Source organism: Flectobacillus roseus, from assembly GCF_030056595.1.
GTDB classification, from domain to species: Bacteria; Bacteroidota; Bacteroidia; order Cytophagales; family Spirosomataceae; genus Flectobacillus; species Flectobacillus roseus.
Genome location: NZ_JASHIF010000026.1, coordinates 43461 through 60736, shown reverse-complemented (window position 1 = coordinate 60736; position 17276 = coordinate 43461). Strand labels below are relative to the sequence as shown.

The following is a 17276-nucleotide window of genomic DNA, read 5'->3' as shown; positions in this document are numbered from 1 at the left end:
ATTTTGACTATTCTAATGATAGATTTTAATACGCCAACATTGCTTTGGGGCTTGTTTGGTCTAGCGGTTCCGATTCTGATACATTTCTGGCATCAGAAACAAGGAAAACGACTAGATTGGGCTGCAACTCAGTGGTTAGGCGAGAAAAACTTACAACAAGCTAGAGGAATACGCCTTGATAATATTTGGCTATTAATCTTGCGTTTGGCGATTGTACTATTGCTATGCTTAGCTTTAGCCAAGCCACTTTGGAATACTTTTCAAACGTCTTCCTCCTTCTCTAAAATCCATCTGATAGAGCCGAACACATTGGTTATCAATAACTTTCGATTTGAAATAGAGGAAGCTCTCAAAAAAGGTGAACCTTGTTTTTGGATAGAAAACTCTCCCAGTGAACTGAAAGATTTGTCTGAACAACCTAAAGAAATTATAGAGGCAAGAGTATTACAAAATGCACTTATTGATTTAGGGAAAAAGTATCCAAAGCAGTCTGTGGAATTGTATGTGGTGAACCAACAGTCATTGACAAATTTACCCGTAATTTATCACTCAACTCCACTGAATTTACACGCTATTCCTGATACTATTAGGCAACATCAAGTAAAGGTTTGGCAAGTAGATGGACAAAAAAATATAGGCTTGAATACTGAAGGACAATTAGGAATAGTAACTGTAAATAATCCAGAAATAGTACAAAAAGGCGCATTGAAGGTTTGGATTTCAACGTCTGAATCTGCACAAAAAACATTGAAAGCTAGTTTGAAGGCCATAGAGGAGGTATATCAACTTCCGATTCAATTTTTGGATAATAATCAAAAGGAGCAAGCACAGTTAGTTTGTACTAGTCAAATCCCTCAAGTGCTAAATCCTGAAGTATTATACTTGATTCCTGAAAGTGATAAGCATCCACAAAAGTCCTTGGCTTCGAATGTGATAGAGTGGTCAAGCTCAATGAATCCTCAAACTGATGATGCAGTATTTGAGGGGAAATTTCCTGCATGGTTGTTAGAGAAAATTCTAGACTTTCAAGGAATAAAAGCTGAGAATAATACCATTTCAAATCGCCAGTTGAAAGCCTTATTTAAGGAACAAAAATTAGTCAAACCGCTCGAAACAGAATGGTTTACCGCAGTATTAATCACTCTCTTGGTTTTATTGCTTAGTCTTGAGCGCTGGCTCGCAATTCACCGAAACGTATGAATCCTTTTTTTCAAATCATATCAAAAGTTAAATGGCAATTGCATACCGAGGATTTGCTCAGAGGGCTATCCGTTTTCGGCGTAATGGCTATTTGGCTTCATTATTACTTCCCCAATGTCATCTGGACATGGGCTTTGTCTTTTGTCGTTGCTTCAGCTTGGTCTTTTTGGAAAGGCTTTTTTTCTACAAAACACCAACAGGCCATTCGCTTGGTGCATCAAAAAATCGATAATACCGAATATAGCCTAGACTTATTAGCGAAAAACGAGCTCAATATTGCTGAGCAGCTCCAACTTAATCGTTTGCTTGAAAAAGGTAATATTCAAACACCTTGGGTTTTTACGCATCACTTATGGTATTATTTGGGAGCTGTTGCTGCATCGATTTTATTGACCGTTTTGTTTGACCAATCTTTTGTTCAAAAACTTTCTGAAAAGTCTTTGACAGAAATTGTTTCTGGAAAAAAAGATACGCCAGCCATACCACCCCAATTCGAAAAAGCACTTTTAACAGTCGTACCGCCAGCTTATACTGGTTTGAAAACGGTGCAATCCAAGCAACTAAATGCTTCGGCTATTGTAGGCTCAAATTTGACTTGGCAGTTGTCATTTTTACACCAAGATCAACTCAAAGTAAGGCTCAGTAATGCCAGAGGAACTGAACTTCCTTTTACCCTAAAAGAAGATAAGTATGTCTATCAAGACCAATTGTTGAGCTCAGGATTGTATGCCATAAAAGCTTATTGGAAAGATTCATTGATTTATGCTTCAGACTATTATCGCTTGGAGGCCTTACCAGATGCAGCCCCTAAAATTGAGCCAAGTAGCAAAGAATTATATAGTTTTCATTACCTCAAAGACCCGAAAACAGTACAGTTGAATGCCAAAGTGTCGGATGATTTTATGGTAAATGAGGTCTATATGATTGCGACTTTGGCAAGAGGTAGCGGTGAAAATGTAAAGTTTCGTGAAGTAAAAATGCCTATCACACAAAAGGCATTCAAATCATCACAATTGAGTAAATCTATTGACTTAAAATCACTCAATTTTACCCCAGGAGACGAATTGTATTATTATTGGGCAGCTATTGACAACCGTCGTCCAAAGCCAAACTTTACAAAATCAGATACCTATTTTATTGTTTATAAGGATACAACCAAGGCTGAAGAATCAGATTTGGCAACGATGGCCATGAATATCATGCCTGAGTATTTCAGAAGTCAAAGACAGATTATTATTGATACCGAAAAACTGATTGCTAAACGTAAAAAAATAGCAGATAAGGAGTTTAAAAGTGCCTCAAACGAGATTGGGTTTGACCAAAAAACGCTGCGTTTGAGATACGGACAATATTTGGGTGAAGAGTTCGAAAATTCGATAGGAGGAGGCAATCCCCTTCCAGACAATGCTGACAAAGATGGCGATATTCTAAAAGGTTTTCGTCATGCACACGATGAAGGTGAGCATGATCATGACCAAGCTGAAAAACATGAGGAAGAGCATCATCATCATGAACAGTCAAATGACGACAATAAAGATCCTTTGGCAAGTATGTTGGCTGATTATGTACACTCGCATGATGATGGTGAGGCAAATACATTTTACGAACAATCGACCAGAAGTTTGCTGAAATCTTCACTAGAACAAATGTGGCAATCCGAACTGCATTTGCGTATGTATGAGCCCGAAAAGGCCTTGCCTTATGAGAAAAAGGCGCTAGAATTTTTGAAAGCAGCCCAACACAAAGCCCGAACTTTTGCCAAAAAGACAAGCTTCGATCCGCCTCCGATCAAGGAAAAAGAAAAACGCTTATCGGGAGAGTTAACTAAGTTTAATACAAAATTTAGTTATGCAAAAAATCTATCTCAAGCACAATTAACCGCTTTGGCAGCCGAAGTAATGGGCTATTTACAAGAAGAAAAATCGCTCAATGGTTTGCAAAAACAAAAGGTACTTACCTTAAGTATGGCATTGAGCCAGAAGGTATTGAATACAGGTATGGACCAATGGAGTATTTTGTCGGATTTACAAAAACTGGCAAGCGGAAAAGTCTTGGACTCAATACAAGCCAAACGCCTGAACACTCGCATTTTTGCCTTACTCAATACAGATTTACCCAAACCGTCATCAGCAACGCCACAAGGCAACGTATCTGAAAAAAGATTGGAAAAATCCTTTTTTAAAAATTGGGCAATCAATTAGGTAGAGACCTTTCGTGCAAGGTCTTCAAGTAGATAAATCAAAAATCTATAGGAAATAGCACGCAATGTCTCTACAGAAAAATATTGAAAACCAGATGATTATACAGATAAACTTTCAATTCCAACTCAACACGGTATCCAATATAATCTTATTGGTAGCTGTGTTGATTATGGGAATAGTACAAATAGTATCCCTTGGGCGAAATCGCTCAAAAGGAAGATGGCGTGTAAAAGTATTGCTCAATTTTTTACTTTGGATAAGCATATTGGGCTGGATTTTACAACCCACTTTTACACGCTCTTCTGATTCAAATCAGATTTTAATTTATCAACAAAATATACCACATACAAACCTTCAACATTGGCAAGATAGCCTTCATATAGCTGAAAGTTTTACAGAAAAAGAATTATTACAATCCATTAACGAGCATCCAGCATGGATTTCGAAAATAGGTACAGTTTATTTGGCTGGAACACATTTTGAGTCAACTTTGCTCAATCAATTGCTCGATAAAGAATGGAAATGGCTACCAGCTTGGAATAGTAATCAGCTTCAGTCTATCCGTTGGGAAGGGGTTTTGTACAGAGGAGATTTACAACGTGTGAGTGGTAAAATATTGAGTGAGCAAACACAAGTGTTAAGCCTGAAAATTGGAGAACAAGTGTTGGATAGTCTTATGCTCAAAAAAGGCTTGGTTGATTTTAACCTTATCTTTCCAGCTTTTGTTAAGGGAAAAGCCAAATGTGAGCTATGGCTTGGCGAAAAGCTTTTACAGCCTATCCATTTTGCAGTAATGGAAAAGCCCGCTAAAAGCGTTTTGGTATTGCAAAGTAACCCCGATTTTGAAAGTAAAACTTTGGCCGACTGGATGGGCAAACGAGGATATAAGGTAGAAATTTGGACGAAAGTAGCGAAGAATACCCAAAATCAGTTTCAAATCAATACCAAGCAAAGTCTTAAATCCTACGATTTGATTGTGACAGATTCTAACTTAGCCGCCGATGCCAGAGTTAAGAAGGTATTAGGAGAAAATAAAGGCGTTTTGATTATCAATTTAAGCAATCCCGAAACAGAAACACGTATCATAAATCAGGCGTTGGGAACACAATGGCGACTGACAAAAAGCTCAACTCAAGAAGCTATCCAATTATCCAATGATTTGACTGCTTTGCCCTATCAAATTCAACCAAATACTTGGCAGAAAAGCTTGAAGGAATACCCTATTGCCGTACAACGCCAAAAGGGGAGAGTGGGACTTAGTTTGCTAAACGAAACCTATCCTTTGATGCTTAGCGGCGATAGTGTTACCTATAACAAAATTTGGGCATCCACCTTAGAGGCTGTTCTTCCTTTCGAACCAATATCGGTACAAGTGAATGCTCCTGTTTTTGTTAATATTCCCACACAAATCAGGTTGAATACTCTTAAGAAAAATGTAGATTGGCAAGTCGGAGAAGATACGCTGAAACCATCGGTGTCGTCATTGAACTCGCAAAACGAGTACCAAAATTACCGATTTACGAAAACGGGTTGGCAACCACTTTTTGATAGTTTATCAGTATATGTCGAAGACTCAACACAGGATTTAGCGTATTTGCAACGACTAAAAATGTATGTTGGAAATAATTTTTCAGAAAAAAATCAAAAAAATATAGAACTATCAATTGCCCGACAATCTAGCCTTTCTCCTTGGCTTTGGTGGGGGCTTATTCTATTCATTCTTACGGCTTTATGGGTAGAACCAAAATGGTGAAAAAGCCCTTGGAATAGATAAAAATGCTATTTTTTTACCATAAGAAAGAAAATAATTATTGATTTTTCTTGTGGAGAGATTTGGAGGATAAAGAAAAACTCTCTACCTTTGCATCACGAAACGACAGAACAACGATTCGCATTCAAGTTTACTTGAATACCAAATGCCCAGATGGCGGAATTGGTAGACGCGTTGGTCTCAAACACCAATGCCTTCATTGGCATGCCGGTTCGACTCCGGCTCTGGGTACGAAGAGGAACAAAGAAATTTGTTCCTCTTTTTTTTGCTCTTTTTCTACCTGAACTTCTATTGGTGATATCTTCATCTGGTCTGCGTAGTATTGTAATTCAATCGGGTATTATTTCATAGTGTATTATTTCTTCCCTGCAAACCGCCAGTATGCACAGCCACGACTTCGCTCCCTTTCTTAAAATACCCCTTTTCTGCTAAATCGATGATGCCATACAGCATTTTGCCTGTATAGACTTGTTCGAGTTGGACTGCTGGATTATAGCTTTCAAAGTTTTTGATAAAATCTAGTAGTGTTGAATTATATTTGGCGTATCCTCCAAAATGATAGGCGTCGAGGAGAGTGAAGCGTGTAAAATCAATTGCAGGATGTTCTGAAAGTAATTCTTGAATATCTCGAAAGAGTCCCTCTTTTGCTCCTTTTAGTGCTACAATTCCTATGATATGCGTAGGGGCATTGCTCGAAGCAAGTATGCCTGCAATGGTACCGCCCTTACCAACTGCCGAAACGATATAGTCAGGTTGGGTTTGTTGGTAAATCTCTTGACTCAATTCTGCTAAACCTTTTAAAGCTAAATGATTGCTACCACCTTCGGGTAGGTAATAGGCTTTTTCTAAAGCTACATTTTCCTGCTTCAATTGTTCTAAAATCTCCTCTTTATCTCGATAAGCTGTTCGACTGACAAACCTGAACTGCATTCCATTTTCGGCTGCATATTGCAATGTGGGACTCGACTGTGGATTTAGTTCATCGCCACGAATGATTCCTAGTGTATCAAACCCAAAAACTTTCCCTGCGGAGGCAGTGGCATAGATATGATTTGAATAAGCCCCTCCAAAAGTAATGAGCTGCTTGGCGCCTTGCTGTTGGGCTTCTACCAAATTATACTTCATTTTTCGCCATTTGTTTCCTGAAATACTTGGATGAATTAAGTCATCGCGTTTCAAAATCAATTTGACACCTACTTTTTCTAAAACAGGATGAAAAATTGTTTGTACAGGAGAAACAGGAAGCTCAAATGATGGGGAAATTAGCATATTCAAAATCTAAAATGTTGGGTTTGGGAGTGAAATTTCGATAAAAATATCTTGATTTTCATCCTGATGAAAGTCGTTTCCTATAGCTCAATTGCCTTTTTAGAATAACTAAAACAAATGGTATGTTTTTGAAAATCAGGCATTTGGCTTGTTGTTTTTTTGATATAAGATTTGCTTCGCAACTTATTCGGGTTTTCTTTCTTAAAAATTAATAATTTTGTACTTGAAAACACGAAATTATGCAAGAACTGGAAGAAGACGAAGAAGAATTATACGAACATCATCGAATGATAGTAGAAAAAGGTCAAGAACTGGTGCGTCTTGACAAATACTTGATGATGCGCATGCAAAATGCAACTCGAAACAAGATTCAAAATGGAATAGATTTAGGACTTGTTAAAGTCAACGAAAGCGTAACCAAAGCAAGTTATAAAGTAAAACCTTATGATGTTGTCACGGTATCTTTACCACACCCTCCACGTGAAGGTGGTATCGAGCCTGAGAATATTCCTTTGGACATTGTTTATGAAGACGACGATTTGTTGGTAGTCAATAAGCCTGCTGGAATGGTGGTTCACCCTGCTTTTGGACATTGGGAGGGGACACTAGTGAATGCTTTGGTATATCATTTTCAAAATTTGCCCACCCATCGTAATGGAGAGGCACGCCCAGGCTTGGTACACCGTATCGACAAAGAAACTTCTGGCTTGTTGGTAATCGCCAAAAACGATTATGCCATGACACATTTGGCTAAACAGTTTTTTGACCATAGCATCGAGCGTACTTACTATGCGCTGGTTTGGGGCGAACTGAAAAATGAAGAGGGCACTATTACAGGACATATCGGTCGTAGCATAAAAGACCGAAAAATTCGAGCAGTATTTCCTGATGGTTCGGTTGGTAAACATGCAGTGACACACTACAAAGTTTTGAAAAACTTACGTTATGTGTCCTTGGTAAAATGTAATCTTGAAACAGGGCGTACGCACCAAATTCGTGTGCATTTCAAGCATATTGGTCACCCACTTTTCAATGATAGCACTTATGGTGGCGATAGAATTTTGAGAGGAACTTTGTTTTCAAAATATGAGCAATATGTAGGCAACTGTTTTAAGATTTGCCCTCGTCATGCTTTGCATGCAAAATCGCTCGGTTTTATTCATCCCACTTCTGGAAAGTTTATGCAGTTTGATTCAGAATTACCTGAAGATATGCAAAATCTGCTTGAAAAATGGGAGAAATACGTGAACAACGAATAGATTTTTTTTATTATTTTGTAATTCAAAGCTGATACTTTTCATCGTGATAAGTGTTCATTTTTGTTACAAATATGATTTGAGTAACTCATGATTTAAGCAAACATCGTGTTGACATTTATTCATGAATTATCGCTAAAATAGTATTGATTATTTTCTAAAAGATTTCCCATTTTTTAGTTGATGTGTAAATGGATTTTCACATTTGTTTACACGATTTTTTGAGTTCTTAACAATTTGTTCTTGTAAAGCCATGAATACCTTTGTTACCGAAACAGAAGATTTAGTCGATTATTTAGCAGGCATCGAACGAGCTAAAAGACCTAAAAAGGCCAAGTCCTTAAAAAACTACATTTCCACGTTTTTTGTGGGCTCGCATCCTCCTCAAAATCCACATAACCTCTTGCGGGAATTAGAGCAAAAAGGTTGGATTTTTATCGGATTGAATGGAGATATTATTTACAATTTTTAGAAACAAATTAATTTCTCTGAAAATGTAAGCTTAGTCAGTTGTTAGGTGAAAGCCTCGCAACTGACTTTTTTATTATATTTGAAAAATCATCACTGAAATAAATAGACTATCAACAAAGCATATTCAGTCTTTCTTTATTTCCTAAAACCATTTCCCAATGTCTGTTATTATTAGAAAATTTACTCCTGAAGACCTCCCAGTGATGTTTGACTTGATTATGGAGTTGGCAGTATACGAAAAAGCTCCTGAGCAGGTGACTAATACCGTAGAACAAATGTATATCGACGGATTTGGTGAAAACCCTGTTTATGGGGCAATCCTTGCTGAAGTAGATGGCGAAGTGGTAGGTATGTCGCTGTATTACTACCGTTATTCTACTTGGAAAGGCAAACGTTTGTATTTGGAGGACTTGGTAGTTCGTGAAAAAATGCGTGGTAAGGGCGTAGGTGAAAAACTCTTGGAAGGAACTTTTGATATCGCCAAAGAAAATAACTGTACGGGTTTGATGTGGCAAGTGTTAGATTGGAATGAACCTGCGATTAATTTCTACAAGAAATTTGGCGCTCGCTTCGATGCTGGTTGGATTAATGTGCATATTGATTATTAGGGACTAGGGGAGAGGGTTTAGGCAAGAGTTTCATGACAATTTGGGATGTGGGATTTCGGAGTTATTACCAGTCTGTAAAATTCCGAAATCCCACATCTCAAATCCGCAATCCAAAGCAATCTCCACTAGTTCAAGACTTAGTCTTGGACTCATTTTTTCAACAGTTTTCAACTGTTTTTTAAAAAATCCAATGAAAAAGTCTAAATACCAAAAAGTTTTTCCCAGAGCCGATAGCCAAAAGCCGATAGCCAAAGCATAGAACCCGTCCAATCCAAACCCATGACTTTTAGGAATAGACTTCAATATTTTTTAGTAAAACGCTTACAGATTTCCAATAAAAAAGCGCTTGAGCTTATTTCAGTTGGTGCGTGTAGGGTGGCTAGTAAACAGGTATTTGAAAATGTAGAAATACAGCCCTTTGAGGAGATTATTTGCGATGGTGAAATATTACGAGAAGAAAAAAAACTGTATTATATCGCTTTTTATAAACCTGTTGGAATAGAAACAACACTCAATCAAGCTATTCCCGATAATCTACAAGCTATTTTACCTTTCGAAGAAAAACTCTTTCCTGTCGGTCGTCTCGATAAAGCATCAGAAGGACTTTTACTGCTCACCAACGATGGAAGAGTTTTTGATAAAACACTCCGTAAAGAGCATCAAACCGAAAAGGAATATATCGTAAAGGTTGACAAGCCGATTACAGCCTCTTTTATTCAGCAAATGTCTAGCGGCATTACGATTATGGGACAAACAACGCTCCCATGTTTGGTAGAGGCCATTGATGAGTACAAATTCAGAATTATCCTAGTTCAAGGACTCAATAGGCAAATACGTCGAATGTGTTACAAACTAGCATACGAAGTTTTGTCCCTGAAAAGAATCAGAATAGATCAAGTCCATCTCGAAGATTTACAACCGAATGAATACCGAGAAGTTGGAGAGTTGATAGGCGCATGATAGGTGACTTTTTCATCAGACTAATAAATCATCGGATATGAATGAGCTAGACTCCAAATCCGAAATCAAAAATCCCAAATCCCAATCGAAAGATGTCTTTGCATTACAATGTGTCAATAGATACTGGAGGAACATTCACTGATTGCATAGCAACGGATTCCGAAGGAAAAATATACCGAAAAAAGATTTTATCCAATGGTACTTTGCGTGGGCAAGCCGTAGCCTCAGTTTCTGAAAAGTGCCTTAAAATAAAAGAATCATGGTATTTGTCAAAAGATATTTTGGCAGGATATCAATTGTATAGCCTCGACCAATCATTTGAGTCGAAGGTAATATCTTATGATTTTGAGGAAAAGATATTGACCCTTGACTTACCCGTTCCAAGTGATTTGATTGGAAAAAACTTTGCACTCACTGCTTTTGAAGAAGCACCAGTATTGGGCGCAAGGCTCATTACTGAAACTGCTTTACATGAGGCTTTTCCTTCTATCGAATTGCGAGTAGGTTCGACCAAAGGAACTAATGCTTTGTTGGAATTGAAGGGTGCCAAAACTGCTTTTTTAGTCAGTAAAGGATTCAAGGATTTATTGGTAATAGGCAACCAAGCCCGTCCTGATATTTTTGCGATGAAAATCGAGCGTCCTGAACCCTTGTATGCATTAGTCGAGGAGATTTCGGAAGTAATAGACGCCAACGGTGAAGTTTTGCAAGCTATAGATATTACGCAAATAGACGAGCTAATTCAAAAACTTAAGGTTGCTGAAATAGAATCTGTAGCAATTTGTTTGAAAAACTCTTATCGAAATCCTGTTCATGAAATTGCGCTCAAAGAGGCTTTAAGTCCACATTTTGAGTTTATCCATATCTCCACAGAATTAAGCTCACAGATCAAGTTTCAACAACGAGCTGAAACTACGGTGGTCAATGCTTATTTATCACCTGTGATACATCGTTACTTGAGCAATATTGCCTCCAAAGTAGGCGAAGGCAATATGAAGGTAATGACTAGTGCAGGGAGTTTAGTTAGATATGACGCTTTTCATCCGAAAGATAGCCTGTTTTCAGGTCCAGCAGGTGGTGTGGTTGGTGCATCTAAAGTGGCTCAGAAAGCTGGTATCCAACAATTTATCGCCTTTGATATGGGCGGTACAAGTACCGATGTGGCTCGTTATGACCATGAACTAGAATATCAGTTTATCCAAAAAATTGGGAATGCCCAAATTTTTAGCCCAGCCTTGGCCATCGAGACGGTAGCCGCAGGTGGGGGGTCTATCTGTGCTTATGATGGATATAAATTGAGTGTTGGTCCCGAAAGTGCTGGCTCATGGCCAGGTCCCGCTTGTTATGGCGCTGGTGGCCCCTTAGCGATTACAGATGTCAATTTGTTGTTGGGACGTTTGGATAGTACGCAGTTTGGTATACCTGTTTTTGTGGATGGTGCTAAAAAGCGTTTGGAAGAAATTCTATCAAGCATCGAAAATAATACAGGAACTCGTCCCCAAGCAGAAGAAATATTAGAGGGTTTTAGAGCTATTGCCAATGAAAAAATGGCAGAAACTGTTCGTAAGATATCCATAGCCAAAGGATATGCTACTACTGATTATGCGCTTGTGGCTTTTGGTGGGGCAGGAGGCTTGCATGTGTGTGGAATAGCTGAATTATTGGGTATTTCAAAAATATTATTACCGCTAGATGCTGGTTTATTGTCGGCTTACGGCATATCGCAGGCGCAAGTAGAGCGTTTTGCCGAGGCATCAGTGTTGGAGATTTATGATAAAAATCTTGATAAAGAGTTAGAAAGAAATTATCAGGACTTGGCAACAAAAGCCATGCTAGAATTAGAGAAGGATGGCATAGAATTTCATCAAAGTTATATCAAACATCGCTATGTTTATTTACGCCTTAAAGGACAAGATGCAAGCTTAGAAATAGAGTGGGACGGCTTCGAAAAAAGTATTCAAATATTTGAGGAAAAGTATCGTCAAATTTATGGTCACTGGACTGAAAATCGTGCCATTGAGGTAGAGAATATCCGTTTGATTGCAGCTCAAAAGCAAGATACTTTTGAAGAAAAAAGTCAAGTAGTTTTGACGAAAAAGCAAGCTATCCCCTCACATACGATACAAGCTTGGGTGGAGGGACAGTGGCAAGAAGTTCCAGTTTTTCTACGTGAACAATTAAAGGCGGGTTCAGTAATTACAGGTTTTGCTTTACTACTCGACCGATTTAGTACAACCGTTGTTGAGAAAGGTTGGGAGTTACAATTGTCCAATAACGGCTCTGCTATTCTGACTAAGATTGATACTGTTTTACAGGAAAAAGTCATTTCTGCTGAACAAGATATAACCCAATTAGAGCTTTTTACGAATCGCTTTATGTCGATTGCTGACAATATGGGTGTTTTGTTACAAAGAACCTCACTTTCTGTCAACGTAAAAGAGCGTCTTGATTTTTCGTGTGCCTTACTCGACCACCAAGCCGAACTCATCGCCAATGCGCCACATATCCCTGTGCATTTGGGGAGTTTGGGTGTATGTGTAAGAAAACTTTTAGCTCAAGTTACCCTTAAAAAGGGGGATATCGTTATTACAAACCATCCCAAATTCGGAGGCTCTCATTTGCCTGATGTAACGCTGATAGCGCCAGTTTATACCAAACAAGGCGATAAACTTATAGGCTATGTAGTAAACAGATGTCACCATTCAGAAATAGGAGGGATTCGTCCAGCCTCGATGCCACCTGATGCCAAAAATTTAGCAGAAGAAGGCGTTGTGATTTCACCAGTTTTTTTATCAAAAAATGGAAAAATTGATTGGACAGAAATAACAGAATTACTGCAAAATGCGCCGTATCCTTCCAGAGCAGTTGATGAAAATTTAGCAGATTTGAATGCGGCTTTAGCCTCAATCAAAAACGGAGAGCTGACTCTTCAGCAATTAGTGGAGGAACATGGTCTCGAGCGTGTGCATTATTACATGAACTTACTCAAGACTTATTCTGCTGAGAAAATGCTTGAGCGTTTGCGAAAATTCCCTGATGGAGCATATCATGCTGTCGAGCTACTCGATGATGATACCCGACTTGAAGTAAATTTGACCTTGAAAGAGGGGCGTTGTTTGATAGATTTTACGGGCACTTCTGGTGTTCACCAAGGGAACTTGAATGCTAATGAGGCCATTGTCAACTCGGTGGTAATATATGTGCTTAGAGTTTTGTTAGAGAGTAATATTCCTCTCAATGATGGATTGTTGAGAGTTGCCGAATTGGTTATTCCGAATAATACGTTATTGAGTCCTATTTTTTCAGAAAATCCAGAGGAATGCCCTGCGGTAGTTGGAGGTAATGTAGAACTTAGTCAACGTTTAACTGATACCTTGTTCAAAGCCTTTGGGATTATGGCTTGCTCGCAAGGTACGATGAATAATACCCTGTTTGGCAACGACTCGTTTGGATATTACGAAACCATTTGCGGAGGAAGTGGAGCTGGCAATGGCTTTGACGGAACATCTGGTGTCCATACGCACATGACCAATACCCGAATCACTGACCCTGAAATATTAGAAAAGCGCTATCCAGTTCGTCTCGAATCTTTTGGGATTCGCGAAGGCTCAGGTGGAAATGGGCAATATCGAGGCGGAAATGGTATCACTCGTGCCTTTCTCTTTTTAGCACCTGTGAAGCTATCTATTTTGACGCAACATCGAAAATATGCACCTTATGGAATAAATGGTGGAGAGAATGGACAGTGTGGTGAACAGTTTATTTTGAAAGCATCTGGCGAAAAAATACTATTGGCTGGAGTTGATGGTGCCGAATTGGAAATAGGAGATAGGCTGATCATGAAGACGCCAGGGGGAGGAGGCTACGGGAATTCAATAGCTTCATTGACCCACAACTAGTACGAGACTTTGTCTCGAACTAGTTGTGTATTCAGCTTTAAACTGTTCAAAAAAAAGGTCCAAGACAAAGTCTTGAACCAGTAGTATTAGACGGTATTAAAAGATTATTTCTTACCTAGCCATAACAGTGTATTAGTAATTAACTGACGATAGTTTTGATTGGCAAATTGATATGATAATGTAGCATTTGTTCCGCCTTCATAATCCATATCGTTGTGTCCCATATTGATGTATGCCATTTTGTATTTTTTGTTAGTCCACATCACAGGATAATAACCACAATACCAAATTTCATGATTTTTGGGCCCTGTTCCCAATGGGTAACTTTTCTCAGAAATAGCTAATAGAATCTCAATATCAGGATTTTGACGTAAATCATGTTCCCAGCTATACCATTCGTTGGGCGCAGTGGTAAACTCTTTTTCTAATTTCTTCAAACTAGGATGCCCCTTTTTCTCCATTTTCAAAATGGCCGAAGTGGGTCTCCAAGTGTTTCCTTCATATTGTCCTGCTCCCAAAAATTGATTATGATACCAATCCCAGTTTTGAGGATAGGCAGACTTATCCAGAGCAAATGCCGCAAAGTGAAATCCTAACCAAGCACCACCATTTTTCATGTAGTTTTCAAATGCTTCCCTTTGCGCAGGTTGCTCAGGTCGAGTATCCAGAAATAATACAACATCTACTGATTTTAACACTTCAGTATTTAAAGAGTCCCAATTGCTAGTAGCATGGTAACTAAACTTTTTTTCCTTGGCTAGTTGTCCAAACCAAGTGTTGGCCTCTTTCACAAAACTGATATGCGCCAAATCATTCTTTCCTGTGTAAAATGCCAAGACCTTAAACTTTTGAGCAATAGTGATTTGCACACTAAAGAAAGTGAAGAGTAGGGTGATTAAAAATTTCATAGTTTTAGATTAATCAATTGGGTTTGTTGAAATTATACTGATGTATAAAAGTACTTATCCTATATTGGATTAAGTGTTTGATATAGAGTTGTTTGCGTGTAAGTTTATAAAGATTTACGTTTAATAAAACTACATTGATTGATAAATCGACCTTTTTGTTTAGTCAAAATCATTTCGGCAGCACGTTTGCCCATCGCCTGAAAGTCGTTAGAAATAACAGATATACCTTCTGCCAAAATCTCTTTAATAGGTGTATCATCATAAGAAATTAGACCTATGTCTTTGCCTAACTTCCAGCCTTTTTTGTTTGACCAGTTGATAAAACGAACTAAATCATTTTCTCGGAAAACTAAATAGGCATGATCTTTTTGTAAATGTTCCTCTTCTTCTAAATCTGGAATGATTTCAAAAGGTATTTGATTTTCGAGACAATATTTCTTGAACCCATTAATAATCCCAACAGGTGTGTATTGAAAACTTTTGCTGCTCAGGACTAATGAAAGAGTTTGATATTTGGCAATCAAATTCTGAGCCTCTGATAAACCTTGATAAACATTATGCTCAAAATCTTGGTACAGCAAGGCGAAGTCTTCTCCAAAAGAAGGAACATCAATATCCAATAATAACAGCTTTTCTTTGGGAATCTGTTTCAAAATATCAGAAACATCCTGATTGAAGTGTGGCATTACTACATAGAAATTGTAGTGGCCTAAGTTGTTGAGAATCAAGTTTTCAAAAACTTTGATATTATGGTGATGGAAAAAAATGTTGACATTGACATCTTCTCCGAGTCCTTCCACAATCGCATCGTATAAAATTTCTTTGTAGGGAGTAAGAGCATCAAACAACACAAAAATGTTCATCTGACTCCGAGTATCGGTACTATTCACGTAAAAGCCTTTCCCATGATGTGATGTCACCAAGCCTCTCTCGCGCAGTTCGTCGTAAGCCTTAGTTACAGTCATACGAGCCATGCCAAAATTTTGGGCGACTTCATTGATTGAAGGAAGTTGTTGACCTCTGGCGAGTCTTCCGTTCTCAATCGAATCGATGATATATTCTATAAGTTGCTGATATTTAGGTTTACTCGATTGCGAATCGATTAGAGCAAAATCTTTCATTAATGAGAATAGAATCTTTATAGTATTTATTCATCGTAGTTGAAAAATTTCTTAAAATCAACTACAAAACGTTGTCATACAGTTTGACTAATAAATAAGGAAAATGTTTATTAAACTATACGAAATGACCTGAAAGAAGATTGTTGAAAATAGCTAATGATATTTTCTATAGAAAAAAATCATTGTCTCAAAACTTCAATCTTTCTTCACTCAAATTTGCTTCTTCGGTAATATAGTAGTTTAAAATAACTAAAAAATAATGCGAACATCAAAAAAATAGAGGAATTCTAACCAATTTGTACAAATTATTATTGAAATTATTTTGAATAGCAAAAAATGTCTTTATATTTGCCTTGAAATTTTAACATAGCATAGTGTAGCATAGTTTACTCATTTAAAGTATCTTCTTTTAGATAAAGTACAACTAGCTTTCAAAATATACGTTCGATATATCAGATGCTTAAGCAGTCGATATTTTGTTAGTTTTTGTTTATAAAAATGGTTAATGGTGTACAATGTCTGACGGAGTCACACAGCGGTGTCTCCGCAGGCAATTGTCTTAAACATTTCAGAAAAGATTTCTCCTACTTTTAATATATAAACAGAATCCATTTGGTTTACAAATGGATTTTTTTGTTGTTAGATTTTTTAAAATTGTTTTAAATGGATTTTTAATTGCATTATTTAAAGTAAAATACAAGAGGGGCAAAAAAAAATATTAAAATTATTGTCAAATGATTAAACCATTTTTTTAATTTGCCATCAGAAGTCACAAAACAGTTATTCCACAGTATTTCAAAATTGATACATGAGGTTATATCTTAAAATATTCTTAATTTTTGTCCTTGCAAGTTTCAAGGTGGCTATCTCTATGGCCGCTGATTTGGGACAGACAAATGAGAATATTAAAAGATGCGCTGTATCAGCATCGAAAAATACAAATGCTCTTCAGTTTAGTGAAGAAAATCTTTCAGAAAGTGAAGAAAATGAAGAAGACGCTACTCATCCTTTTGCTTCTGCTGCAATATTGTCTTTTTCTCCATTTTACGATTTATTTACCAGTTACCTGATTGCCGAACAAAATCGCAAGATCAATTATACATTCTTCCAAAAATACTCCTCAGATCAACAGCTCTTTATGCTGTTCAAAAACTTTAGAATTTAGGACTTTATGATTGGCAACATTTCTTTTTAAAGAGATGTGATAAACCACTTGGTGTAGGTCAAGATTGATCAGCTCCTGAGGCAGACACATTCTTTTTCAAAGAAATGGATTGCTTAGTTTTTTCATAAATTTCTTATGAGCATTTTGTTTCGCCTACCGAAAAATATACTTTAGTGTAAAGTTGATATAGCCAATAATTATTTAATTTTAAAGCATAGCAAATACTTACTTTTGTAAGTAAACTAGTTACGTATAACCAATAGTTTGAACTAGATATTGGTAACAACATAACTAAATAAAACTACTTGTAGGAGGCAACGTTTTGAGAAAGGGAGTAGTCAAAAATTATACCTGTTAAGGTAAACAAAATGATAAATTGGTGTGTAGAAAGTAACTGAGGTGTTGTTCCATTTACATTTTGGACTCGAAAGGGTCGAACACTTTCAC

13 protein-coding genes and 1 tRNA gene are annotated in these 17276 nt (G+C 37.4%); 10 read left to right on the top strand and 4 right to left on the bottom strand.

Annotated features, from left to right (window positions below; all coding sequences use genetic code 11):
* Nucleotides 1–15 precede the first annotated feature (15 nt).
* The 4 genes from QM524_RS23305 to QM524_RS23290 all read left to right on the top strand — a co-directional run bounded on the left by QM524_RS23305 (nucleotide 16) and on the right by QM524_RS23290 (nucleotide 5403).
* Entirely contained in the window at nucleotides 16–1200 is a 1185-nt protein-coding gene (locus QM524_RS23305) for a BatA domain-containing protein (protein ID WP_283346450.1), read from the top strand.
* Nucleotides 1197–3401, top strand: coding sequence for a hypothetical protein (locus QM524_RS23300; protein ID WP_283346449.1), 2205 nt, complete (start codon nucleotides 1197–1199; stop codon nucleotides 3399–3401). The genes QM524_RS23305 and QM524_RS23300 overlap by 4 nt, the downstream gene beginning before the upstream one ends.
* A 94-nt stretch (nucleotides 3402–3495) precedes the next feature.
* Complete coding sequence (locus QM524_RS23295; RefSeq protein WP_283346448.1) at nucleotides 3496–5154, top strand: hypothetical protein; 1659 nt, start codon at nucleotides 3496–3498, stop codon at nucleotides 5152–5154.
* Between the two features lie 165 nt (nucleotides 5155–5319).
* Nucleotides 5320–5403 (top strand) — tRNA-Leu (locus tag QM524_RS23290).
* A 114-nt stretch (nucleotides 5404–5517) separates the two neighbouring features.
* Here QM524_RS23290 and QM524_RS23285 read toward each other — a convergent pair.
* Nucleotides 5518–6441, bottom strand: coding sequence for a 1-aminocyclopropane-1-carboxylate deaminase/D-cysteine desulfhydrase (locus QM524_RS23285; protein WP_283346447.1), 924 nt, complete (start codon nucleotides 6439–6441; stop codon nucleotides 5518–5520).
* A gap of 239 nt (nucleotides 6442–6680) precedes the next feature.
* Between QM524_RS23285 and QM524_RS23280 the strand changes: the two genes are divergently transcribed.
* The 3 genes from QM524_RS23280 (at nucleotide 6681) to QM524_RS23270 (ending at nucleotide 8776) form a co-directional block, all read left to right on the top strand.
* Nucleotides 6681–7700 (top strand): RluA family pseudouridine synthase, encoded by a 1020-nt coding sequence (locus QM524_RS23280; protein ID WP_283346446.1) that lies wholly within the window; start codon nucleotides 6681–6683, stop codon nucleotides 7698–7700.
* A gap of 250 nt (nucleotides 7701–7950) precedes the next feature.
* Nucleotides 7951–8169, top strand: coding sequence for a hypothetical protein (locus tag QM524_RS23275; RefSeq protein WP_283346445.1), 219 nt, complete (start codon nucleotides 7951–7953; stop codon nucleotides 8167–8169).
* 157 nt (nucleotides 8170–8326) lie between these two features.
* Nucleotides 8327–8776, top strand: coding sequence for a GNAT family N-acetyltransferase (locus QM524_RS23270; RefSeq protein WP_283346444.1), 450 nt, complete (start codon nucleotides 8327–8329; stop codon nucleotides 8774–8776).
* 30 nt (nucleotides 8777–8806) lie between these two features.
* On the opposite strand, the gene QM524_RS23265 is transcribed toward QM524_RS23270, so the two are convergent.
* Nucleotides 8807–8929, bottom strand: a complete 123-nt coding sequence (locus tag QM524_RS23265; RefSeq protein WP_283346443.1) for a hypothetical protein — start codon at nucleotides 8927–8929, stop codon at nucleotides 8807–8809.
* Nucleotides 8930–9055: 126 nt separating this feature from the next.
* Here QM524_RS23265 and QM524_RS23260 point away from each other — a divergent pair, with 126 nt between their 5' ends.
* A complete protein-coding gene (locus QM524_RS23260) occupies nucleotides 9056–9736 on the top strand; it encodes a pseudouridine synthase (protein ID WP_283346442.1) in 681 nt (226 codons plus the stop codon).
* Nucleotides 9737–9828: 92 nt separating this feature from the next.
* Nucleotides 9829–13635 (top strand): hydantoinase B/oxoprolinase family protein, encoded by a 3807-nt coding sequence (locus QM524_RS23255; protein WP_283346441.1) that lies wholly within the window; start codon nucleotides 9829–9831, stop codon nucleotides 13633–13635.
* A gap of 104 nt (nucleotides 13636–13739) precedes the next feature.
* On the opposite strand, the gene QM524_RS23250 is transcribed toward QM524_RS23255, so the two are convergent.
* Both QM524_RS23250 and QM524_RS23245 read right to left on the bottom strand, forming a co-directional pair.
* Nucleotides 13740–14543 carry a ThuA domain-containing protein gene (locus QM524_RS23250; RefSeq protein WP_283346440.1) on the bottom strand — a complete coding sequence of 268 codons (804 nt, stop codon included), beginning with the start codon at nucleotides 14541–14543 and terminating at the stop codon, nucleotides 13740–13742.
* Between the two features lie 104 nt (nucleotides 14544–14647).
* Entirely contained in the window at nucleotides 14648–15664 is a 1017-nt protein-coding gene (locus QM524_RS23245) for a GntR family transcriptional regulator (RefSeq protein WP_283346439.1), read from the bottom strand.
* Nucleotides 15665–16535: 871 nt separating this feature from the next.
* Between QM524_RS23245 and QM524_RS23240 the strand changes: the two genes are divergently transcribed.
* The gene (locus tag QM524_RS23240; RefSeq protein WP_283346438.1) at nucleotides 16536–16829 is read left to right on the top strand and encodes a hypothetical protein; all 294 of its coding nucleotides are present in this window, start codon (nucleotides 16536–16538) and stop codon (nucleotides 16827–16829) included.
* The last annotated feature ends 447 nt before the right edge of the window (nucleotides 16830–17276 follow it).